The organism is Larkinella ripae, assembly GCF_054780775.1.
Map to the genome: position 1 here is coordinate 966,447 of NZ_BAAGVR010000022.1, position 22,376 is coordinate 988,822.

17 protein-coding genes and 1 tRNA gene are annotated in these 22,376 nt (G+C 53.7%); 8 read left to right on the top strand and 10 right to left on the bottom strand.

All coding sequences use genetic code 11. The features are described from left to right. Positions 1 to 34: 34 nt before the first annotated feature. A complete protein-coding gene (locus ACYVHX_RS16965; protein ID WP_460672852.1) occupies positions 35 to 238 on the top strand; it encodes a hypothetical protein in 204 nt (67 codons plus the stop codon). A 57-nt stretch (positions 239 to 295) separates the two neighbouring features. Here ACYVHX_RS16965 and ACYVHX_RS16970 read toward each other — a convergent pair whose 3' ends face one another. The 4 genes from ACYVHX_RS16970 to ACYVHX_RS16985 all read right to left on the bottom strand — a co-directional run bounded on the left by ACYVHX_RS16970 (position 296) and on the right by ACYVHX_RS16985 (position 5,396). After that, a complete protein-coding gene (locus ACYVHX_RS16970) occupies positions 296 to 1,630 on the bottom strand; it encodes a dihydroorotase (RefSeq protein WP_460672853.1) in 1,335 nt (444 codons plus the stop codon). Between the two features lie 52 nt (positions 1,631 to 1,682). Further along, complete coding sequence (gene hemB / locus ACYVHX_RS16975; RefSeq protein WP_460672854.1) at positions 1,683 to 2,666, bottom strand: porphobilinogen synthase; 984 nt, start codon at positions 2,664 to 2,666, stop codon at positions 1,683 to 1,685. Positions 2,667 to 2,708: 42 nt separating this feature from the next. After that, positions 2,709 to 3,389: a response regulator transcription factor gene (locus ACYVHX_RS16980; RefSeq protein ID WP_460672855.1), complete on the bottom strand. Its 681-nt coding sequence runs from the start codon at positions 3,387 to 3,389 to the stop codon at positions 2,709 to 2,711. Positions 3,390 to 3,497: 108 nt separating this feature from the next. Next, positions 3,498 to 5,396, bottom strand: a complete 1,899-nt coding sequence (locus tag ACYVHX_RS16985; RefSeq protein WP_460672856.1) for a sensor histidine kinase — start codon at positions 5,394 to 5,396, stop codon at positions 3,498 to 3,500. Positions 5,397 to 5,581: 185 nt separating this feature from the next. Between ACYVHX_RS16985 and ACYVHX_RS16990 the strand changes: the two genes are divergently transcribed. The 7 genes from ACYVHX_RS16990 (at position 5,582) to ACYVHX_RS17020 (ending at position 16,578) form a co-directional block, all read left to right on the top strand. Then, positions 5,582 to 6,439 (top strand): T9SS type A sorting domain-containing protein, encoded by an 858-nt coding sequence (locus tag ACYVHX_RS16990; RefSeq protein ID WP_460672857.1) that lies wholly within the window; start codon positions 5,582 to 5,584, stop codon positions 6,437 to 6,439. Positions 6,440 to 6,759: 320 nt separating this feature from the next. Continuing rightward, positions 6,760 to 6,993, top strand: coding sequence for a hypothetical protein (locus tag ACYVHX_RS16995; RefSeq protein WP_460672858.1), 234 nt, complete (start codon positions 6,760 to 6,762; stop codon positions 6,991 to 6,993). Between the two features lie 290 nt (positions 6,994 to 7,283). Next, positions 7,284 to 10,352 carry a glycoside hydrolase family 3 N-terminal domain-containing protein gene (locus ACYVHX_RS17000; RefSeq protein WP_460672859.1) on the top strand — a complete coding sequence of 1,023 codons (3,069 nt, stop codon included), beginning with the start codon at positions 7,284 to 7,286 and terminating at the stop codon, positions 10,350 to 10,352. Positions 10,353 to 10,429: 77 nt separating this feature from the next. Beyond that, positions 10,430 to 15,238, top strand: coding sequence for an Ig-like domain-containing protein (locus ACYVHX_RS17005; RefSeq protein ID WP_460672860.1), 4,809 nt, complete (start codon positions 10,430 to 10,432; stop codon positions 15,236 to 15,238). A 50-nt stretch (positions 15,239 to 15,288) separates the two neighbouring features. After that, complete coding sequence (locus ACYVHX_RS17010; RefSeq protein WP_460672861.1) at positions 15,289 to 15,726, top strand: nucleoside deaminase; 438 nt, start codon at positions 15,289 to 15,291, stop codon at positions 15,724 to 15,726. A gap of 65 nt (positions 15,727 to 15,791) precedes the next feature. Then, positions 15,792 to 16,400, top strand: a complete 609-nt coding sequence (locus ACYVHX_RS17015) for a superoxide dismutase (RefSeq protein ID WP_460672862.1) — start codon at positions 15,792 to 15,794, stop codon at positions 16,398 to 16,400. Positions 16,401 to 16,501: 101 nt separating this feature from the next. After that, positions 16,502 to 16,578 (top strand) — tRNA-His (locus ACYVHX_RS17020). Positions 16,579 to 16,608: 30 nt separating this feature from the next. Here ACYVHX_RS17020 and ACYVHX_RS17025 read toward each other — a convergent pair. The 6 genes from ACYVHX_RS17025 to ACYVHX_RS17050 form a co-directional block, all read right to left on the bottom strand. Continuing rightward, positions 16,609 to 17,064 carry a nuclear transport factor 2 family protein gene (locus ACYVHX_RS17025; protein WP_460672863.1) on the bottom strand — a complete coding sequence of 152 codons (456 nt, stop codon included), beginning with the start codon at positions 17,062 to 17,064 and terminating at the stop codon, positions 16,609 to 16,611. Positions 17,065 to 17,138: 74 nt separating this feature from the next. Continuing rightward, on the bottom strand, positions 17,139 to 18,479 hold the full coding sequence (xylA, locus tag ACYVHX_RS17030; RefSeq protein ID WP_460672864.1) for a xylose isomerase: 1,341 nt from the start codon (positions 18,477 to 18,479) through the stop codon (positions 17,139 to 17,141). 215 nt (positions 18,480 to 18,694) lie between these two features. Further along, on the bottom strand, positions 18,695 to 20,038 hold the full coding sequence (gene accC / locus ACYVHX_RS17035; protein ID WP_460672865.1) for an acetyl-CoA carboxylase biotin carboxylase subunit: 1,344 nt from the start codon (positions 20,036 to 20,038) through the stop codon (positions 18,695 to 18,697). 98 nt (positions 20,039 to 20,136) lie between these two features. After that, the gene (gene accB, locus ACYVHX_RS17040) at positions 20,137 to 20,616 is read right to left on the bottom strand and encodes an acetyl-CoA carboxylase biotin carboxyl carrier protein (protein ID WP_460672866.1); all 480 of its coding nucleotides are present in this window, start codon (positions 20,614 to 20,616) and stop codon (positions 20,137 to 20,139) included. Between the two features lie 88 nt (positions 20,617 to 20,704). After that, positions 20,705 to 21,268, bottom strand: coding sequence for an elongation factor P (gene efp / locus ACYVHX_RS17045; protein ID WP_460672867.1), 564 nt, complete (start codon positions 21,266 to 21,268; stop codon positions 20,705 to 20,707). Between the two features lie 88 nt (positions 21,269 to 21,356). Beyond that, positions 21,357 to 22,343 (bottom strand): beta-ketoacyl-ACP synthase III, encoded by a 987-nt coding sequence (locus ACYVHX_RS17050; RefSeq protein WP_460672868.1) that lies wholly within the window; start codon positions 22,341 to 22,343, stop codon positions 21,357 to 21,359. Positions 22,344 to 22,376: the final 33 nt, after the last annotated feature.

Here is a 22,376-nt window from a genome sequence, read left to right on the forward strand (position 1 = left end):
TCAAAACTCTAACCAAAAAAACGTAGTATGTAGTATGGCAACAATGCTGGAGTATATTAAGACGATCCTTCAAAAAGTCAGCTTTGACAAAAAATTGTTTGAGAAGGAATTGAAAAAAGCCATCGGTCTTCTAATCCCCGCAGAGGTAAAACAGTTGAAATCCTGGTGTTACGAGAAATTTAGCAATTTATATTTATCTGTGCTCAACCGATGTTTTTACAGGCGAAAGCTTGCCTGAATCAGGTTAACGTATTAAATCAAAAAAGGTCGGCACTTGAGCCGACCTTTTTTGTTCTTACCGGACAAACCGCAGGCGCTGCCCCGGTGTTGTTTCATTCCATTTGCCGTGGGCGTAGGCCAGATTTCCCGATACGATCGTGTGCGTCACGGAATGGCTGAAAACCGTACCCTCCAGGGGCGACCAGCCGCACTGATACTGAATCGTCTCGCTGGCAACGGCGGTTTTCTGATTCGGATCAACCAGCACCAGATCGGCCCAGTAGCCCTCCCGCACATACCCGCGCCGGTCGATCTGGAAACAATCGGCGGGCGCATGGCACATTTTCTCCACCACCTTCTCGATCGGCAGCTTTCCCTGCTGCACCGCTTCCAGCATGATCAACAAGGGGTGCTGCACCAGCGGCAAACCGGAAGGGGCCTGCCAGTAGGGTTGCTTTTTTTCGTCCCAGGTGTGGGGGGCGTGGTCGGTGGCAATGATGTCCAGCCGGTCGTCGAGCAGCGCCTGCCAGAGCTGCGGTTTGTGGTGCGGAGCCTTGATGGCCGGATTGCATTTGATCAGGTTGCCCAGCCGGGCGTAGTCGTCGGCATCGAACCAGAGGTGGTGTACGCAAACTTCGGCCGTAATCCGTTTTTCTTTCAACGGAACCGCATTATCAAACAGCATCAGCTCATCGGCCGTCGAAATATGCAGAATGTGCAGCCGGGTGTTGTGTTTCCGGGCCAGCTCAACCGCCAGCGACGACGATTTCAGGCAGGCTTCCTCGTTCCGGATCAGGGGATGCAGGGCGGCCGTGGCCGCGTCGCCGTATACTTCTTTGTAGTGCGCCGTATTGGCGCGGACGGTGGCTTCGTCTTCGCAGTGGGTCGCAATCAGCATCGGACTATCCCGGAACACGCCTTCCAGCACCTTCACATTATCGACCAGCATGTTACCGGTTGACGAACCCATGAAAAGCTTGATACCACAGACGGTTTCGGGGTCGGTTTTCAGGACTTCCTCCAGATTGTCATTGGAACCACCCATAAAAAACGAGTAGTTGGCGAGGGAGGTCCGGGCAGCAATCGCGTATTTCTGCGCCAGCAATTCCTGCGTCAGCACGTTCGGAACCGTGTTGGGCATTTCCATAAAACTCGTGACACCACCCGCCACCGCGGCCCGCGCTTCGGACCGAATGGTGGCTTTGTGCGTCAAACCGGGTTCGCGGAAATGCACCTGATCGTCGATCACGCCGGGTAATAAATAGGTTCCGTTGGCGTCGATAACGGTATCAGCCGGTTGACTCAGACCGGAACCGATTTGTTCGATAAAACCGTCTTTGCAAAAAACATCGGTTTCACGGATGTGGCCTTCGTTGACCAGCCGGGCGTTGCGGATTAGAATACTGCTCATGCTGCAAAGGTAGAACGGGACGCCGAAACGTCCCTACCGGTTTTGGAAAGTCTTACGCTTTGCGAAGTTGGGCCACTTCTTTGGCAAAATACGTCAGAATAATTTTGGCACCGGCCCGTTTCATGGCCGTCAGAATTTCGAGCATGGCGCGTTCGCCGTCGATCCAGCCGTTGGCGGCTGCGGCTTTGACCATGGCATACTCTCCGCTCACATTGTATGCCGCAATGGGCAGATCAAAATTATCGTTCAGCAGTTTGATGATGTCCAGATACGCCATTGCCGGTTTGACCATCAGGAAGTCGGCCCCTTCGGCATAATCCAGTTCGGCTTCGATCAGCGCTTCGCGGCTGTTGGCCGGATTCATCTGGTACGATTTTTTGTCGCCAAACCGGGGGGCCGAGTCCAGCGCGTCGCGGAAGGGACCGTAGAAGGCCCCGGCGTATTTGGCGGTATAGGCCATGATGGAAACGTTGGTGAAGCCTTCCTTGTCCAGCAGTTCGCGAATGTAGGCGATGCGTCCGTCCATCATATCCGAGGGCCCAACGATGTCGGCCCCGGCCCGCGCCTGGGCCAGCGCCATTTTGCCCAGCACCACCAGCGAGTCGTCATTGACAATTTCAAACCCGTTGTCGTGCTCTTCCACAATCCCGTCGTGACCGTCGGAGCTGTAGGGGTCCATTGCCACATCGGTCATCAGCGCAATCGCCGGAAACCGGTTTTTAATGGCTTTGACGGCTTGCAGGTACAGGCCATCGGGGTTGTAGCTTTCGGTCGCGTACTTATCTTTCTTGCTTTCGGGCAGGTTGGGAAACAAGGCGAACGTCCGCAGGCCCAGATCGACGCATTCCTGCATTTCTTCCAGCAACAGATCGAGCGAAAACCGGGCCACGCCCGGCATGGAAGCGATTTCGGAGCGAACCCCCTCGCCTTCCATCACAAACATGGGGTAAATCAGGTCGTTGAGCGAAAGTGAATTTTCCTGTACTAAATCCCGGATGACGGGTGATTTTCTATTTCTGCGGGGTCTTCGTAACATAGGCTATCGTTATTTCCATAACAAAGATAACACACCGAAACGTTACGCCATGAGTTTAAATCCTTCGCCGTGCAGGTTGACAATCTGCACCGACTCGTCTTCTCTCAGGTATTTGCGGAGTTTGGTGATGTAAACGTCCATGCTGCGGGCGTTGAAGTACGAATCGTCCCCCCAAATCAGTTTCAGGGCAAAACTGCGACTGAGCGGCTGGTTTTTATTCTGGGCAAATAATTTGAGCAAAGCGGCCTCCTTGCTGGTCAGTTTGACATCCGCTCCGTTGCGGGTGAGCAGCTGGTGCGCAAAATCAAAGGAAAACGAGCCGATCTGGTAGGTGGTGGGCTGCTGCACCTCATCGGTTTTGTGGTACCGCCGGAGAATGGCCTGAATCCGCAGCAGCAACTCTTCCATGCTGAACGGTTTGGTCATGTAATCGTCGGCCCCGATCCGGAAACCCTGAATGGTGTCTTCCTTCATCGACTTGGCCGTCAGGAAGATAATCGGCACATCGCGGCCCGACATCCGCACTTCCTTCGCCAGCGAAAAACCGTCTTTTTTCGGCAGCATCACATCGAACAGACACAGGTCGTAGGCGTGATCGACAAACCGCTGCCAGCCCTGATTGCCGTCGGTGGCCAAATCCGTATCATAGCCTTTCGAACTCAGGTATTCCTGCAACAACAGACCCAGATTCGGGTCATCTTCAACCAGTAGGAGCTTAGGCATATGGCGTTTTCTCCGGTTAACTTTGTTTTCCTCCGCCTAGCTCCGCGAAATAGCTCTTGAGTTGTTTCGCGGAGCTGACCAGAGAACAGGAGAGTTAACCGGAGGAGTTTATGAGTGTTGGTATGGCAAAACTACTTCAAACGAACTTCCTTTTCCCAACTGGCTTTCGACCTGAATGGAACCGTGGTGTTCTTCAACCATTTTTTTGACGTAACTCAGGCCCAGCCCGAAGCCTTTGACATCGTGCAGATTTCCCGTCGGCACCCGGTAAAACTTCTCGAAAATCCGGCTGAGCTGATCTTTCGTCATACCAATGCCGTGGTCGGCGACGGTAATGCTCACGCCGTTTTCCACGTTCCGCGTCCGGATGGTAATATCCGGTTTTTCGGGTGAATACTTGATGGCGTTATCGAGCAAATTGTACAAAATATTGCTCAGGTGCACGTCGTCCGCTTCCACAATTTCGTCGGCGGCTTCAAAATCCAGATGCACGTCGCCCTGCTTTTGTTCAATCTGCAAGCCAATGGTGTTCAACACATTGCCGATGGCATCGTGAATGTTAACCGATGACAGTTTGAGCTTCACGGTGCCTTTCCCCGCCGTATCGCGGTCGAGCAGGGCCATCTGCAGCACTTTTTCGACGTGCGTGCCCAACCGCCGGGTTTCGTCGCGGATGATGCCCATGTAGCGGGTCAGGCGCGTTGCCGGTTCTTCCGATTTTTCGATTCCGTGACTGAGTTGCTCCTGGGCCATTTCCACGGCCAGCGAGATGGTCGAAATCGGCGTTTTGAACTCGTGCGTCATGTTATTGATGAAATCGTTCTTGATATCGGCCAGTTTTTTCTGCCGCAGAATCGTGTTGATGGCGACGTAGAAACACGCCACAATCACCAGCACCAACACCGCCGATCCGGCCAGAATGGCACTCATCTTTCGCCAGATAAACTGCTGCTGATCCGGAAAATAAACGTAAACATGGTTTCCTTTCTCCAGGAAATTATTCGGAAACAAAACCGCCTTGTAGACCTTCTTTTTGTCCGGCATCTGCCGATTCGAGTGTGACGCAAACAGCAGGTGCGGTTTGGCAAAACCCATGCCCACGTTGGTCCGGACGCCGTATTCAAACGGGATGCTGATGCCCCGCTCCGCCATGGCTTCTTTCAGCAACGAATCCAGCAGGGCGCGGTTGACGCGGCTTTCAATGGGCCGGTTGGCAAACAGCAGATCCCGCACCACCCCTTTCACCATTTCCGATTGTTGCTCTACTTTCTTTAACCCGGCTTTGGAGGTCGATGCCACGATTGACAGCGTCTGGGGCACGGTGACTTTCCGTTTTGGCCGAATCTTCTGCACAATTCTTTCCTTACTGATCGGTTTTTTCAGAATCGACGTACTATCGACAACCGGCTGGCCGTACATGATTCGCAATTGCCGCTCAAAAACCTGATCGACTAGGCGATTGAAGTGCCGTTGCTGCTGCATCTGCAAATCCCAGAGTTCGTCGGGACCCAGGGCATCCTGCTGCCGAACCAGGTCCTCGAAATGCTTCTGCTGAGCATCCGACAGTTTCTGAAAGTCGGAATGAAACGCATCGGAAGGCGACACCTGCGTTTGCTGCCAGGCGCTCACCGGAACCGTCCCGCTGGCGCTTTCCGGTTCGGAGGAAAACGGTTTGGTTTCTTTCGGCAGCCGGGCGGCCATCGGTTCCGGCGCTTCCACCGGTTTTTTTCGGACCACCTTCTCGACGGGCTTGCTGATGGCGGGTCGGGAAATGGCCATCAGTTGTTGCTTCTGTTGCTGTTGATTCATGCGTTGCCGGGCCAGATACAGGATTTCCTGCCGTTCCAGCGTCCGCACCACTTCCTGCAATCCGTCGGTGACCCGCGAATCGAATTGTTCTTTCTGCAACGACAGCGCATTGTCGATCCAGTAGAGCTGGAGCGAAATCAGCCCCAGCAACCCAACGGTCATCAACACGGCAATCCAGCGTATGCGTTGTTTTGTCATTTTTTATTCTTCCGGTGCAACATTTGGGTTCAATCCATCATCTATTGACTGTTAACCCACCTAAAATTACGAAAACCGTAGCCTACGGGCTCAAACCGCCACACCCTTTTAACATACTTTAACAACGAAACCATTCGAATTGCTCTAGGTTTGCAGAGTTTCCTGACGTAAAACAATTCATAAAAATGAACACCTATTCTGGAATCCGTTACCGCCTGATCCTGGCAGCCTTGCTGGTAAGCGGCTGGTCGGCCACGGCGCTGGCCCAAGCTGAAAAGAAAACCGATGCTGACCAAAACAGCGTGAATGTGAAGATTATCGAGCGGACCAACGGCGGGGATGTTCGGGAAGTGGAACGCAGCTACCGCCTGAACGGACTGCGGGATGATGAGCGGGATGCCCTGGTGAACCGGCTGGTGGATTCGATCCGGACCAAACGCGGCAGCGAGAAAGGCCAGATCACGATTGTGATTGATGAAAATGACGGTCATTATACGTACCACCGGAACGATAATGCGGAGCACAACAAAAACCGCACCGCCGACCGGGTGATCAAACGCGGAGACCGGAACATCACGGCGCGTCGGCCCAACCGGCCAGCGGGTCCCGGCGAATTCCGGTACTACAAAGACGGGCAGTTGCAAAAAAGCTACCGTTTTGATTCCGACTCGCTGGTCGATCGGCTGAAACGCATGGAGTTCAGCTGGCCGGAAAACTTCGGGCAACGCATGGAAGATTCGTTCCGCAACTGGAGCTGGTCGCTGGACGAAGGCGCCAAAGCATCGACCATCCGAAACCTTCAGGTGTATCCGAACAATCCCGAAACCAACGAGTTGAACGTGCGTTTCACGGCCCCGGTCAAAGGAGATATCCGCATCCGGGTCACCACGCCCGACGGCAAGGAAGTCGCCAAGAAAGACGTAAAGGATTTTTCGGGGAGTTACGCCGGGCAGATCGACATTGACAAAAAGGCGAAAGGCGTTTACTTTGTCAACGTTACCCAAAAAGACGATGGCGCCGTCAAACGGATTGTCATTCCCTGATTTCGTCCCCTGAATCTCGGTACTTGTCGGACGCAGGCTTAATTTCGTCCCATCTTTCTGACGGTCCATCTTTCCTTTCGAGCGGTTCGCCTACTTTTACTGGAAAGCAGAAAAAAGAGCAGGTATCTTTACGTTACTTTTTAGCGCTTACTACGTCTTAAAACGAAAACATAGCTTAGGTTCACGAATCAATACCGTTCATCCTTCCATAGTACCGTTTAAAAACTTTTTAAGAAAAACAAGGTACTATGTATTGCAAGGTACGATATAAAACCTATATCTTTGTAAAGAACTTAACAAGGGACCATCCCGTGAAGAGTATGAAAAAATTGGTAATAGTTTGCTTATTGTTCGGTGCCAGCCTGAATGCTTCGGCGATGGGGCATCCGCACAACCTGTTCTCAGCGCACCGCAAAGCGAAGCAGTATAAACCGGAGGTCTGCAAAACGGCCACGGTGACGGTTACCGATAAGCGTACCCTCACAACTTGTGTTCAGGCCGCAGCGCCATCGGTTGTGCAAACGCTGGTGACCCTGCGTAAAAAATTTCTGTAAGATTCACCTACCTTCCTTCATAACGGTGCCACGACTTAGGTTGTGGCACCGTTTTTTTATGGCACAGGAATTGCCGGTTTTTGGGTGGATTATTTCGCGCTTTAAATGGGCTTTATCAACCATCAAATCTGTTTTTATTGCCTGAATCAGGGCCTGATATTGTCTGATTTCAGGAACATATAGGAACGAAAACGTATGTTTTTATTAGGCATCTTTTCGTTATTTAGTTAACTTTATCACTTGAATGGATTAAACTGTACAACCTGACGTAACTGTACTTCTTAACCAAAATGCGCATTCAAGTTGTCTCTCGGGTAGTGGTGGCTGTGTTGATGGCCGGTTTTTTGACAGCTTTTGGATGGGACCGTTCCGGTCTGGAACGGCCTTCCTGGCATCAGGCCCTACTATCGACCCGTTTCCTGACCTCTTTTTCGAAAGAAACGCCGACCAGGCTGGCGGCAAAACCGGAAGTCTGGCGCCCTAAAGTCTTTGCCCATCCGGTCGAAGTCCTGGGGTCGGCTCCGCAACAGCAGCGGTGGGTCGACAGCGTCTTCCGGACCATGAGCCGGGAGCAGAAGATCGGGCAGTTTTTTATGGTTGCCACCTTCTCGAATCGCGACGAGGCTCATTACCAATACATCGAAACGCTGGTTCGTCACTACAACATCGGCGGTCTGATTTTCTTCCAGGGCGGCCCAAACCGGCAGGCCATTCTTACCAATCGCTACCAGGCTGCCACGCGTATTCCACTCCTGATCGGTATTGACGGCGAATGGGGGCTGGGCATGCGGCTCGACAGCACGATGGATTTTCCGAAGCAGATGACGCTCGGCGCGCTCCGCGACACCGCCGTGGTGTACCGCATGGGGGCCGAAATCGGGCGGCAATGCCAGCGTCTGGGCATTCACATCAACTTCGCGCCGGTTTCCGATATCAACAGCAACCCGTCAAATCCGGTTATCGGTAATCGTTCGTTTGGTGAGTCCAAGGAAAATGTGGCGCTGAAGGCCATTGCCTACATGAAAGGCCTGCAGCACACCCGCGTCATTGCCACCGCCAAGCACTTCCCCGGCCACGGCGACGCCAGCAGCGATTCGCACCTCACCCTTCCGACCATCAGCCGCTCCGTTACGCAGTTAAATGAGATTGATCTGTATCCATTCCGTAAACTGATCGCCGACAGTTTGATGGGCGTCGTAACGGGTCACCTGCACGTGCCGGTTGTCGATAACACCCCCCGGCTGGCGGCTACTTTGTCCGAAAAGATTGTTACTGATCTGCTGAAAAAAGAACTGGGCTTCCGCGGTCTGGTGTTTACCGACGCGCTCAACATGGGAGGCATTGGCAAATTGCCCGCCGAAGAAATCAACCTGCGCGCGCTGATGGCGGGGAACGACGTTCTGCTCTATCCGGAAAATGTTCCTGATGCGGTTCACAAGATTGCCAGCGCCATTGATCAGGGAAAGATTTCGCAGGAGCTGATCGACGAAAAAGTAAAGAAAATTCTGCGGGCCAAATACTGGACCGGCTTGAATAAATACCAACCTATCCAGCTCGAAAACCTCAATCGTGACCTGAATTCGTCGGAAGCGCAGTTGCTCAAGCAGGAACTGTGCGAACAGGCGGTTACGCTTGTTAAGAATACGAATAACCTGCTCCCGGTCAGTACGCTGGACACCCTGCGCCTGGCTTCGGTTTCCATCGGAGCCGACTATGGCAATGCGTTCCAGAAAATGTTGAGTCGGTATGCGTCGGTCAAACAGCTTACGTATAGCGAAAAACCGGCAGGCGACAACAGTGTTGACGAAATGCTGACCCAGATCGGTGACGCCAACCTGGTTTTCGTGAGCTTCCACCGGATGAGTCCTTCGGCGCGCTGGAGTTACGGCGTTACCAATGCATCGCTGAGTCTGATCAACCGCCTGAAGCAGAGAGGAGTTCGGGTGGTTGTCTGTGCGTTCGGACCGGCGTATGCCCTTCGGCCGTTTGTGGGTACGGAAGCCGATGCGGTTTTGTGCGCCTACGAAGACGGTGAAGAAATGCAGCGGGTGGTTCCGCAAATCCTGTTTGGCGCGGTTCCCGCCAAAGGCGTGATGCCGGTTACCATCGGCGACTGGAAAATTGGCTACGGTTTGTTTACGGCCCCCAACCAACGCCTGGCGTATAGCCTGCCCGAAAGCGTCGGCATGCGTTCGGGGCAACTGCGGCACATCGAAACCGTGGTTCAGAAAGCCATCCGCGACCGTGCGTTTCCCGGTTGTCAGGTGCTGGTGGCCCGGAAGGGAAAAGTGGTTTTTGACAAAAGTTTTGGTACGCTGGCTTACAACAGTTTTGAACGCGTAACGGACGAAACGCTGTATGATCTGGCATCGCTCACGAAAGTGCTGGCCACGCTGCAAGGCGTAATGCTGCTGAATGAGCGCGGAGCCATCGATTTGAATCAGAAAGTTGCTTATTATCTGCCCGAATTTCAGAACAGCAGCAAACGGAACATGACCGTTAGCGATGTGTTGCTGCACCAGACCGGCTTACCGGCGGGTTTGCCACGGGCCATCGAACGGGCAAAATCCTCGGGCACGGCGGAGTTCCGGGCCATTCGGGACAGTCTGCACTCGTTGCAGGTGGGCCCCGCGCTGTTTGCCGCTCCGGCCCTGCGCGATTCGATCTGGCAATGGATCGTCCGGACCCCGCTGACCAACCGCATCGACGAAGCCGGTCGTTACAATTACGTCTACAGCGATTTGAGTTTTGTGATTCTGCAAAAACTGGTGGAGCGGGTTTCCAATAAACCGCTGGACAGTTTCCTGAACGAAAATTTATACAAGCCCCTGGGCATTTCGACGCTCTGCTTCAACCCGCTTCAGTGCCACCCGGGCAACCGGATTGCGCCAACCGAACAGGATACGTACTTCCGCAATTCGCTGTTGCAGGGAACCGTTCACGATCAGTTAGCCGCGTTGCAGGGCGGTGTGTCGGGCCATGCCGGTCTGTTTGGCGATGCCAATGACATTGCCAAAATCCTGCAAATGAACCTGCAACGGGGCAACTACGGCGGTCAGCGGTTTTTGATGCCGGGCACGGTTCCGCTGTTTGTCAGAACGCAGAGCGACCGCAGCCACCGCGTGCTGGGCTGGGATAAACCGGAAGTCGATGGCAACAGTGTTTACCACGCCACGCAGGTGTCACCCCGCTCGTTTGGGCATACCGGTTTTACCGGCAATGTCATCTGGGTTGATCCCGATTACGATCTCGTCTTCATTTTTCTGTCCAATCGCGTGAACCCCAGCGCGGCCAATACCCTCATCAATACCCAAAAAATCCGGCGTCAAATCCACGAGATTATTTATCAGTCGATGTAATTTGTATTTTTGGATACTAATTCTGAACAATACAAAGATACCTAACCATCCACCCCTCCTAAAATCTGCGATTTTATATGAATAAACTACTACGTCTGTATTGCCTTTTGCTGGTTGTGTTCGCGGGAAGTGTCGGAATGGCTTTTTCACAGACGATTACAACGGGCGCCTTACCAGCTTCCTCGCTATGCGCCGGCGGCACGATTACCGTTCCGTTTACTACGTCGGGGACTTTCGCCACCGGAAATCAATTTAAGGTTCAGTATGCCACCGCTTCAGGCTCGTTTTCGGACCTCGGTTCGGGTACCAGCAGCCCTATCGCCGTCACCATTCCGCCCGGAGTAAACGGTTCAGGATACCGCGTTCGTGTCGTATCGACCAGTCCGGCCGTTAATGGCAGTGCAAGCACAACAACCCTTACGATTACCGCTACACCGGGACCTCCCGGCACATCCGACATTACATATTGTCAAGGTGCTTCCCCATCGGCCCTGCTGGCTTCCCCCAGTTCGGGCGCTACCCTCAAATGGTGGGGAACCAGTGAATCCGGAGGTTCGTCTTCTGCCGCGGCCCCCGTGCCTTCGGCGACTTCAGCGGGTGTAACCAGTTATTACGTCAGTCAAACGCTCAATGGCTGTGAAAGCCCCCGGGCCGAGCTGACGGTTACGGTCAATCCCGTTCCCGGCGCACCGGGCACCGGCGCGGCACCTACGTACTGCCAGGGCGTTAATGCCTCTGCGCTGGTCGCTACGCCATCACCGGGAGCCAGCCTCAGATGGTACGGCACGGACGCAACGGGCGGCAAATTCTCCGGAAACGCTCCGACGCCCTTGACCAATACGCCCGGAACGGCAACCTATTACGTCAGCCAGGCCATTGGCGATTGCGAAGGTCCGCGGGCCAGTATAGTCGTAACCGTCACCGCAAAACCGGCTCCTCCGGCGGTCGAGACCCCGGTTTTAGCCTGCCAGGGAATAACACCCGTCGCTCTGTCCGCCACTCCTGCTAGTGGCAATTCGCTGCTTTGGTACGGTACCGAAGCCACCGGCGGCATTGGCTTACCGGTTGCTCCTACTGTCTTGTCATTACCTCCCGGAACAACCCGCTATTATGTAAGTCAGAAGGGGGCCAACGGTTGTGAAAGCGACCGGGCCGCCATTGCCGTTACCATTACCGCGACCCCCTCGGCACCCGGCACCAACCCGTTGACCCTCTGCCAGAATTCACCCGCTGCGGCCCTCACCGCATCGCCAGCCAACGGTGGTACGTTGAATTGGTATGGCACAAGCGCAACGGGAGGAACCGCTTCCGGAACCGCGCCAACTCCGTCCGCGGGCGCGGTGGGCAGCACGACCTATTACGTCAGTCAAACGATCAACGGCTGCGAAGGCCCGCGCGCATCCATCGTCGTGACGGTCAAAGCAAAACCGGCGGCTCCCACGGTCGGCGCGGGACCAGTCTACTGCCAGAACCAGGCTGCCACGGGCTTAACCGCAACCGGCCAGAATTTAAAGTGGTACAACGCCCCAACCGGTGGCGAATCGGTTTCCAGTACGCCCAATACCAGCACGCCCGGCACTTTCAAATTTTACGTCAGCCAAACCGTCAACGATTGCGAAAGCGATCGGGCGGAAATCAGCGTTGAGGTCAAATTAACGCCCCCGGCACCGACCGTAACGCCGGTAGGCTATTGCGCGGGTGTTACCGCAACACCCCTTTCGGCCATTGCCGCCAGCGGAGGAACCCTCCAATGGTACGGTTTGGACGGTAACAAACTATCGGCACCGCCCACACCGGTTACTACCTCAACCGGCGTTACGTCTTATTCAGTAAGCCAGACAGTAGGGACCAGTTGTGAAAGCCCAAAAGCCCTGATTCAGGTAACCGTTAACCCCATTCCGGCGGCTCCGGTCGCGATGAGCGCGGTCGCTTTCTGCCAAAACGAGACGGCCACCGCCCTCGTAGCGACCGGCCAGAACCTGAAATGGTACGATGTGGCATCGGGCGGCACGAGCGCCGTTGCCATTACGCCGGATACCAAAACAAGCGGCACTAAAACGTATTACGTGAGCCAGACGGTGAATGGTTGCGAAGGCCCTCGGACAGCCATTGCTGTCAACGTAAAAGCGTTACCGGCGGCTCCAACCGTTGCCCAAACGGCATTGTCGTATTGCGAAGACGAAACCATTCCGGTATTGGCGGCCACCGCTTCCACCGGTGGAACCCTGCTCTGGAATGGACCGGGTATTACTAACGCGACCACGGCCCCCAAACCCAGTTCTTCCAGTGCGGGTACATTCGAGTATACCGTGCGGCAGCGTGTGGATGGCTGTGAAAGCGAGAACGTAAAAATTACGGTAACCGTCAAAGAAAAACCGGTTGCACCGGGTACGAAGGAGGTTCTGGCCTGCGTGGGTACGCCGGTTTTGAATCTGGATGCGAATGTTACCAAAGCCACTTCGGCAACACTGACCTGGTTTACAGCCACGACAGGCGGAACCGGCTCAGGAACGGTTCCAACACCACCCGTCACCACCGTCGGGGCGTATAGTTATTACGTTGCCCAAACCGTCAATGGCTGCGTCAGTGAGCGGGCAAAATTAGATGTTACCGTTAACGCTTTACCGGCTAAACCAGTGATCACGGCAGTTGATCCGTATTGTCAGGGTGAAACCGCAATAGCCTTGAAAGCGACCGGCGAAAACATCCAATGGTATGACGACAAGGGCGCAAAAATTTCGGTACCCACGCCCCCAACCAGCACCACCGGTTCCTTAGAATATGCCGCTACGCAAACAGTAAAAGGCTGCGAAGGGCCAAAAGAGACTACAATAGTGGTGATCAAACGAAAACCGGGTAAACCGAGCGTAACGAATTCATCCATTGAATTTTGCCAAAATACCAACGCACCCGTGCTGGCAGCAACGGCCGAAACCGGGGCTCAGCTCAACTGGTTTAATGCCAACGGGGGTTCAGTGCCCGCAGCACCCGCCATTCCGACCGCAGAGGCCCGAAAATATACCTACCGTGTTAGCCAGACCTTGAGCAATTGCACCAGCGATGTAACCGAGATCAGCGTAACGGTTAATCCGACGCCCACCGCGCCCCAGGTGACAATTGACCGACCCATTGTTTGTCAGAAAGAAACGGCGGTTGCGTTGAAGGCCACCGGAGAAGGACTCAAATGGTACACTAATGACTCGGTAACGGTGGTAACCAATGCCGCCCAGAGCACCGACATTGCCGGAACGTTTGTTTATTACGTGAGCCAGACGCTGAAAGCCTGCGAGGGGCCGAAAACCAGAACTCAGATTCGGGTAAAACCGCTACCGGCCGCGCCCACCATCGCTAACAAAGAAGTTTGCCAGGACGCGCCTGCGGAAACACTTCTGGCTGGCGGTCAGGGCGTTAAATGGTTTGACAATACCGATAAGCTGCTCGGTGAAGCCCCCAAACCAACGACGATCGTTGAGCAGGAAACGACCTACACCTATAAAACCACCCAAACTGTCGATGGCTGCGAGAGTGACAAACTGACCGTCACGTACAAAGTTAATGTAACGGCAAAACCGACCGCCGTTACGCCGGTAACCTATTGCCAGAACGCAACGGCAAAACCGCTGGAAGCAACGGGCCAGAATCTGAAGTGGATTGATCCTTACGGCCGCGAATCATCAGCGGCACCCGTGCCGCCCACCACGAATATTTCCACTAAACCGGAAGGGGATTCGTACTTTGTGACGCAAAAAGCAGTCAATGGGTGCGAAAGCCGGAAGTCAGAAATCAAACTGATTGTCAACGCACCGCCGACGGCCAAAATCGAAGGTACGGCCACCGTGGCCCTTGGAAAAACCGTACCGGTTACCATTACCTTTACCAGTGTGCCGCCTTTCAGTTATACCTTGTCGGATGGCACCAGCGGCACTTCGGTTACAACGCAGCAGGAAATTAATCTGTTACCCACGAAAAAAACGACGATCTACACCGTCACCAACATTGCAAACTCCTGCGGAGCCGGAACGCCGGTCGGGACGTTTACGGTGAATGCCGTCGTGCCCACTGTTACCACCAACCCTTTGTCGGTAACGACGCTTTGTGTTGGCACTTCGATTCAGGTACCGTTCACGTCGACCGGCGAATTTACGCAGGGCAACTCCTTCCGCGTCGAAGTGGCCCCGGTTTCGGATACGGCCTTTGTGAACAAAACCGAGATTATAACCGATGCGATGCAAAGTCCCATCACGGCTCCCATTCCGACCACCCTGGCCCAGGGGTTGTACCGCGTTCGCGTCACCGCCACCAATCCGCAGGTTCCGGTGCCGGGCAGCAGTAGCCCAACGATTCTGAATATTCGCGCCCTGCCAACTGTTACGCTTACCGGGTCCAAAGATATTTACGACAACGAAAGCACCTCCCTGTCTTTTGCGTTCACGGGCGACGGCCCCTGGACGTTTGAGTACGCCGACAGCACCCGCACGCTCAAACTGACAACCAGTACCAATCCGCATCTGCTGCCGGTCACACCCATTCGGTCGACCAGCTACCGGGCGGTTTCGGTATCGAACGGTTGCGGGGTTGGGAAGGCCACCGGAACGGCCCTCGTTCGTGTGCTTCCCGTTCTGGGGCTGGAACCTGATCCGCTGATCACCGCCGTCAAGGTATTCCCGGTTCCCGCCGAAACGATCCTGACGATTGATATTGATTTGCCGCTGCAGAAAGAACCGGCGCAACTTCAACTGACCGATGAAACCGGGCGAGTGACCAAACAATTGACAACCCGGCAGCGGCAGACCAGCCTCGATTTAAGCCCGTACGCTTCCGGTTCTTATTTTCTGCAAATCCAGATTGGCAACCGAACCACGGTCCGGAAGATTCTGAAACGCTAATTTTTGATTGGGCTGACCGATCGGTCAGCCCAATCAAAAACCGCCCGCGAATGTTCAACGATGCGTATTTCATGGGAATCGCCCTGGAGCTGGCCGAATCAGCTTTTGAGGAAGGCGAAATTCCGGTCGGGGCCGTCGTGGTGTGCCGAAACCGCATCATTGCGAAAGGTTATAACCAAACCGAACGACTCGCCGACGTTACGGCCCATGCCGAACTGCTGGCCCTGACGGCCGCCGAACACTACCTGGGCTCCAAATACCTGACCGACTGCACCTTGTACGTAACGCTGGAACCGTGTGTGATGTGCGCCGGAGCTTTATTCTGGGCGCAGCTCGGACGCCTGGTGACTGGCGCGCCCGATCCCAAACGGGGGTATACGAACGTTCAGCCGTCCCTGCTTCATCCGAAAACCGCCTTGACGACGGGCGTTCTGGCGGACGAAAGTCTGCATCTCTTACACAACTTTTTTCGGGGCTTACGAACATAAATGAAAAAGTCGCTGTTATCGCGTTTGACAACTTTAGTGTATGTCTAACCTTAACAAATCACAATATGGCTTTTGAATTAGCTCCCCTTCCGTATCCGAGCAACGCGCTGGAACCCCACATCGACCAACAAACGATGGAAATTCACCACGGCAAGCACCACAACACCTACGTGACCAACCTCAACAACGCGGTGAAAGGCACCGAACTGGAAGGCAAGTCGATCGAAGAACTGGTGGCTGATGTTAGCAAATATCCGGTTGCGGTTCGGAACAACGGCGGAGGACACTGGAATCATACTTTTTTCTGGGGGATTCTGTCGCCGGATGGCGGTGGAGAACCCACCGGTAAACTGGCCGAAGCCATCACCCAGAAATTTGGCTCATTCGATGCGTTCAAGGAAGAGTTTGCCAAAGCCGCCACCACCCGCTTCGGTTCCGGCTGGGCCTGGCTGATTGCCACATCGGGTGGCGAACTGGCGATTACCTCGACGCCGAATCAGGACAACCCGTTAATGGATATTGCCGAGCAAAAAGGTACGCCCATTCTCGGCCTGGACGTTTGGGAACACGCGTACTACCTGAAATACCAGAACAAGCGCCCCGACTACATCGGAGCCTGGTGGAACCTCGTCGACTGGAACGGCGCCGACGAACGGTATCAGCAGGCGGTATAATAGCCATGGTGAATTATGAATGATGGATGCTTTGGAGAATAAAAAATCATCGTTCATCATTTATAATTCATCATTCTTTGTTACCTTTGCAATCCAATACGGAGGATGTAGCTCAGTTGGTTAGAGCGCCAGATTGTGGTTCTGGAGGTCGCGGGTTCGAGACCCGTCTTTCTCCCCAAGCCCTTAAAACACGGTTTTAGGGGCTTTTTTATTCCGGACAGTTGTCTTTTCGCCGGGTGTCGATAATAGTCTGAATTTTCCAGCCGCTGCTCAACTTCACCAGCGTAAACAGGTTGACTCCACAGTGACTTTTCTGACCGTTGTAGTAAAACGCGTAGGGCGTCCAGGCAAGGGCTAATTCCGCGTCGGTATTCACGTCGTAGGCCGACAAGCGTTCGTCCAGCGCACCCGGTTTTTGCTTCCCGACCGAGGCAATAAAACCCGAAACTGACTCATTCCGCACACTCATTCCACCGTCCTTCGTTTTGGCAAGGCTCTGCAAGGAAGCACCCGGTGCAAAAACCGCCTTAACCAGTGTGGTGTCGGCTTTTCGCATCCCATCGAATAGCTGGGTAACGACTGCCCGAACGGCTTTCTCATCGTCCGACTGCGCCAAAACCGGGCCTGCAATAAAAATCAACAGGAGGAGGAAACGTATTCTCATTGGTTGATGAAGTCAAAAAAATCACCGGTAAAGCACCCTGCCGGTGCTGGCACCGGCAGGGTGTGTTCGTTTGGTTAAATATATTGATTCAGAATCATCTCGTACAGCTCCTGTTTGCCGCTGATCTGTTTCGGTTCGCCGTTCGTCAGTGCATAGTCCCGCAGATCTTCCAGCGTCAGTTCACCTTTCTCAAACCGGGCTCCTGCGCCACTGTCGTAGCTGGCGTAGCGGTCGGCGCGCAGTTTCTTGTATTGCGACTTGTTCAGGATCGCTTCAGCCACGATGGCCGCCCGGGCAAACGCATCCATGCCGCCAATGTGAGCAATGAAAATATCGTCCAGATCGGTCGAGTTCCGGCGGGTTTTTGCATCGAAGTTCACGCCCCCCGACTTTAAACCGCCCGCTTCCAGAATCACCAGCATGGCTTCCGTCAGCTCGTAGAGGTCCATCGGAAACTGATCGGTGTCCCAGCCGTTCTGGTAATCACCCCGGTTGGCGTCGATGCTTCCGAGCATGTTGTTGTCGGCCGCCACCTGCAATTCGTGGGCGAAAGTGTGGTTGGCGAGCGTTGCGTGGTTGGTCTCGACGTTCAGTTCAAAATCATCCTGCAAACCGAATTTATTCAGGAAACCGGCCACCGTGGCCGCGTCGAAGTCGTACTGGTGCTTGCTCGGTTCCATCGGTTTTGGCTCGATGTAAAACGCGCCCTTGAAACCCTGTTTGCGGGCATAATCGCGGGCCATCGTCAAAAACCGGCCCAGGTGTTCCTGTTCCCGCTTCATGTTCGTATTCAGCAGCGACATATAGCCTTCGCGGCCACCCCAGAAGGTATAGCCCGAGCCGCCCAGTTCAATCGTAGCGTCGATGGCATTCTTTACCTGCCAGCCCCCGTGGGCCAGAACGTGAAAATCCGGGTTGGTTGAGGCCCCATTCATGTAGCGGGCGTGTGAAAAGAGGTTAGCTGTTCCCCACAACAATTGAACACCGCTGGTCTGCTGCTTCTGTTTGGCGTAATCGACAATTTTCCGGAAGTTGCTCTCAAATTCGCTGTTGGAATTGCCTTCGGGCGCAACATCCACGTCGTGAAAGCAGTAATATTCCATCCCCATTTTGGTGATAAACTCAAAAGCCGCATCCATCTTCTCGAAGGCAGCCGCCAGCGGATCGGCGTTGGCGTCCCACGGAAACTGCTTGACCCCCGGTCCGAAGGGATCAGCGCCCGTGCCGCAGAAGGTATGCCAGTAAGCGACCGCAAACCGGAACAATTCGTTCATCGGTTTACCCAGAATGGTCCGGTTTTGGTCGTACCACTTAAACGCCAGCGGATTATCCGAATCGCGGCCCTCATACGGAATGGGCTCTTTTATAAACGGAAAGTACGTTTTGTCGCCCAGCGTGAGTTTCAGTTTTGACATGGCTAGTTGGGATTAGAAAAGAATACGGTTTCAAAAGTCCACTTCTCGCAAGAAGATACCAAGCCGTACGAGAAATTGTTCAGAAAATAAGCGGTAGTGGGAATAAACAAAGCATAAAAAACCGGAAGTTGTCATCAACTTCCGGTTTTTTATGCTTTGGACTTTAGTCCGCAAAAAGTAGTTAGAGTTCGCGGGGCCCAATGCCCGCGGATCCGCTAAAGCGTACTAAAATCAAATCCTTCCAGAAACGCCGTGGTGAATTCGCCCGACTGGAATTTAGGGTCATCCATCAACTTGATGTGGAACGGTATCGTGGTTTTGATGCCTTCGATAACCACTTCCTGCAAAGCCCGCTTCATCCGGGTAATGACTTCTTCGCGCGACTGGCCCGAAACGATCAGCTTGGCAATCATTGAGTCATAGTTGGGTGGAATCGTGTACCCACTGTAGACGTGGCTGTCGATCCGAATCCCGTGTCCACCCGGAAAGTGCAGGTTAGTGATTTTACCCGGCGACGGCCGAAAACCGTTCGCAGGATCTTCCGCATTGATGCGGCATTCCATGGCGTAGATCTTCGGAGTGTAGTTTTTCCCGGAAATCGGTGTTCCGGCAGCCACTTTAATCTGCTCTTTAATCAGATCAAAATCAGTCACTTCCTCCGTGATCGGGTGTTCTACCTGAATCCGGGTGTTCATTTCCATGAAGTAAAACTCGCCGTGTTTGTCCACCAGAAACTCGATGGTTCCGGCGCCTTCGTAACCGATGGCGGATGCACCTTTGATAGCCGCTTCACCCATGCGCTCCCGCAGCTCGGAACTGATGATTGGCGAGGGGGTTTCTTCGACCAGCTTCTGGTGCCGACGCTGAATGGAGCAGTCCCGCTCCGACAGGTGACAAACTTTTCCGTATTGATCGCCAACGATCTGGATTTCAATATGGCGCGGTTCTTCAACAAACTTTTCCAGGTACAACCCGTCATTGCCAAACGCGGCTCCGGCTTCCATGCGGGCATCGAGCCAGGCTTTTTCGAAGTCCTGCTCGCTTTTGATGATCCGCATACCGCGACCACCCCCTCCGGCTGTCGCCTTCACAATAACCGGATATCCCATATCGACAGCCAGGCGTTTGCCTTCTTCCACCGATTCGAGCAGGCCGTTGGAACCCGGAATTACCGGCACACCAGCCGCTTTCATGGTCGCTTTGGCCGTTGCCTTGTCGCCCATCGCGTTGATCTGCTCAGCCGTAGCCCCAATGAATTTGATCCCGTAATCAGCGCAGATTTGCGAAAACTCCGCGTTTTCAGACAAAAAACCGTATCCCGGGTGAATGGCATCGGCGCTGGTGACTTCGGCGGCTGAAATGATGTTGGGAATATTCAGGTAAGACTGGCGGCTCGGCGGAGGACCGATGCAAACGGCTTCGTCGGCAAACCGCACATGCAGGCTATCGCGGTCGGCCGTTGAATAAACCGCCACCGTCTTGATGCCCATTTCGCGACACGTCCGGATGATCCGCAACGCAATTTCGCCCCGGTTGGCGATCAGTATTTTCTTGAACATATATTTTGAATGCGTGAATGCGTGAATGAGCGAATGAATGAATAGAACCGAAGATCACACTTCTTTATTCACGCATTGGCGCATTCACGCATTCACCATTAAACAGGTTCGACAAGGAACAAGGGTTGATCGTATTCAACCGGTGTGGCATTTTCAACCAGCACTTTGACGATCCGGCCCGCTACTTCGGATTCAATTTCGTTGAAGAGTTTCATGGCTTCGATGATGCAAACGGTTTTACCCGGTTTTACTTCATCCCCTATTTCCACAAACGAATCGGCATCGGGGCCGGCCGAGCGGTAGAACGTTCCGATCATCGGTGATTTGATGGTCAGGTAGTTCGACGTATCGGTTTTGGGAGCCGGAGCCGCCGGACTGGGAGCCGCCGAAGCCGCCGGTTGCGGAGCGGCCGGCAAAACCGGCTGAGCAGCCGCGGGCAAAACCGACTGGCTGGTCACTAACGGGGCCTGCCCAAAGCGCTTTACGCTTAATTTCAGCTCGTTGGTTTCGATGCTGACCTCATCCAGGCCCGACTGGGCGATGAAATCAATGAGTTTCTGAATGTCTTTCGTATCCATCTCTTGATTGAATGATGAATGATGGGTGATGAACGATAAATGAATGCGTCAGCCCATTCATCACTCATCATTTATAACTCATCATTCTTTATTTTACTCGTTCAACGTAATCGTACGTGCGGGTATCGACCCGGATTTTATCACCTTGTTCGATAAACAGCGGCACCATGATGGTAGCTCCGGTTTCAACTTCGACTTTCTTTTTGGGGCTATTGGCCGTATCGCCCCGAATACCGGGTTCCGCGTACGTTACTTCCAGCTCAACGAAAGGGGGCATTTCGCACGTCAATGGCGTTTCGGTTTCCGCATTGATCAGAATTTCAACCTCCTGGCCTTCCTTCATCAAATCGGCGTTTTCAACAATTTTGTCCGTCAGGTTAATCTGATCGAACGATTCGTTATCCATGAAGTTGTACCCCGCTTCGTCTTTATAGAGATACTGAAATTTACGGCGTTCTACCCGCACCGGATAAATCGTCACTCCGGCGTTAAAGGTGTTGTCGAGCACTTTGCCTGAGGTGAGGCTCTTCAGTTTCGTACGGACGAACGCTCCGCCTTTGCCAGGTTTAACGTGCTGAAATTCAATAATCTGAAACAGGTCGTGGTTAAAATTAATCACGAGTCCGTTCCGAAGGTCTGCGGTCGTTGCCATTGGTAAGTTTAAGGTTTAAGGTTCAACGTTTAAGGCCCAACGTCTATTCAAGTGTCATTAAACGTTAGACCTCAAACCTTAAACCTATTTAATAAGCCCATTTTAAATAAACCGCTCCCCAGGTGAAGCCGCCCCCAAAAGCGGCCAGAATCAGGTTATCGCCTTTTTTCAACTGCGATTCATAGTCGAACAGGCAAAGCGGGATGGTTGCTGCGGTGGTATTTCCGTATTTATGGATGTTCAGCATAACCCGGTCCATGCCCAGGCCCATGCGGTTTGCGGTGGCTTCAATGATGCGTCGATTGGCCTGATGCGGCACCAGCCAGGCGATATCGCGGCCCGTCAATTGGTTGCGCTCCATGATTTCGGCGGAGACGTCGGACATATTCTTGACGGCAAATTTAAACACCGACGGCCCGTCCTGGTAGACGTAATGCCAGCGTTTGTCAATGGTTTCGTGGGTGGGTGGGTAGCGGCTGCCGCCCGCTTTCTGCACCAGGTGGTTCTGCCCCGCGCCGTCGGAGCGAATAATGGAATCAAAAATACCGTTTCCTTCGGCATTGGGTTCCAGCAGAACAGCCCCGGCACCATCGCCAAATAACACGCAGGTGGTCCGGTCGGTATAGTCCACAATGGCCGACATTTTATCGGCGCCCACCACGACTACCTTTTTGTATTTGCCGGTTTCAATAAACTGAGTGCCAATGGTCAGAGCGTATAAAAAACCGGAGCAGGCCGCCTGAATATCGAAGCTTCCAATGGCCCGGATGCCGGTCATGTCGCAAATCAGATTGGCCGTCGATGGAAACACGTAATCGGGTGTTGTAGTCGCGCAAATCAACAATTCAACTTCAGCGGGTGCCGTACCAGTTTTTGCCAGCAGGCCTTCAACGGCTTTGGCAGCCATGTGCGACGTACCCAGGCCCTCGCCTTTCAGAATATGCCGTTCTTGAATACCGGTGCGGCTGGTGATCCATTCGTCACTGGTATCCACCATTTTTTCCAGTTCTGCATTGGTCAGGATGTAGTCCGGCACATATCCGTATACGCCTGTAATTGCCGCTCTACTGTTCATACTCGGGGGTACAATCTATTTGAATAGACAAAA

Excerpts from the sequence above, each read along its gene's own strand:
- ACYVHX_RS16965 (WP_460672852.1), top strand. The coding sequence starts at position 35 with ATGGCAACAATGCTGGAGTATATTAAGACGATCCTTCAAAAAGTCAGC.
- ACYVHX_RS16970 (WP_460672853.1), bottom strand. The coding sequence starts at position 1,630 with ATGAGCAGTATTCTAATCCGCAACGCCCGGCTGGTCAACGAAGGCCAC.
- hemB (WP_460672854.1), bottom strand. The coding sequence starts at position 2,666 with ATGTTACGAAGACCCCGCAGAAATAGAAAATCACCCGTCATCCGGGAT.
- ACYVHX_RS16980 (WP_460672855.1), bottom strand. The coding sequence starts at position 3,389 with ATGCCTAAGCTCCTACTGGTTGAAGATGACCCGAATCTGGGTCTGTTG.
- ACYVHX_RS16985 (WP_460672856.1), bottom strand. The coding sequence starts at position 5,396 with ATGACAAAACAACGCATACGCTGGATTGCCGTGTTGATGACCGTTGGG.
- ACYVHX_RS16990 (WP_460672857.1), top strand. The coding sequence starts at position 5,582 with ATGAACACCTATTCTGGAATCCGTTACCGCCTGATCCTGGCAGCCTTG.
- ACYVHX_RS16995 (WP_460672858.1), top strand. The coding sequence starts at position 6,760 with ATGAAAAAATTGGTAATAGTTTGCTTATTGTTCGGTGCCAGCCTGAAT.
- ACYVHX_RS17000 (WP_460672859.1), top strand. The coding sequence starts at position 7,284 with ATGCGCATTCAAGTTGTCTCTCGGGTAGTGGTGGCTGTGTTGATGGCC.
- ACYVHX_RS17005 (WP_460672860.1), top strand. The coding sequence starts at position 10,430 with ATGAATAAACTACTACGTCTGTATTGCCTTTTGCTGGTTGTGTTCGCG.
- ACYVHX_RS17010 (WP_460672861.1), top strand. The coding sequence starts at position 15,289 with ATGTTCAACGATGCGTATTTCATGGGAATCGCCCTGGAGCTGGCCGAA.
- ACYVHX_RS17015 (WP_460672862.1), top strand. The coding sequence starts at position 15,792 with ATGGCTTTTGAATTAGCTCCCCTTCCGTATCCGAGCAACGCGCTGGAA.
- ACYVHX_RS17025 (WP_460672863.1), bottom strand. The coding sequence starts at position 17,064 with ATGAGAATACGTTTCCTCCTCCTGTTGATTTTTATTGCAGGCCCGGTT.
- xylA (WP_460672864.1), bottom strand. The coding sequence starts at position 18,479 with ATGTCAAAACTGAAACTCACGCTGGGCGACAAAACGTACTTTCCGTTT.
- accC (WP_460672865.1), bottom strand. The coding sequence starts at position 20,038 with ATGTTCAAGAAAATACTGATCGCCAACCGGGGCGAAATTGCGTTGCGG.
- accB (WP_460672866.1), bottom strand. The coding sequence starts at position 20,616 with ATGGATACGAAAGACATTCAGAAACTCATTGATTTCATCGCCCAGTCG.
- efp (WP_460672867.1), bottom strand. The coding sequence starts at position 21,268 with ATGGCAACGACCGCAGACCTTCGGAACGGACTCGTGATTAATTTTAAC.
- ACYVHX_RS17050 (WP_460672868.1), bottom strand. The coding sequence starts at position 22,343 with ATGAACAGTAGAGCGGCAATTACAGGCGTATACGGATATGTGCCGGAC.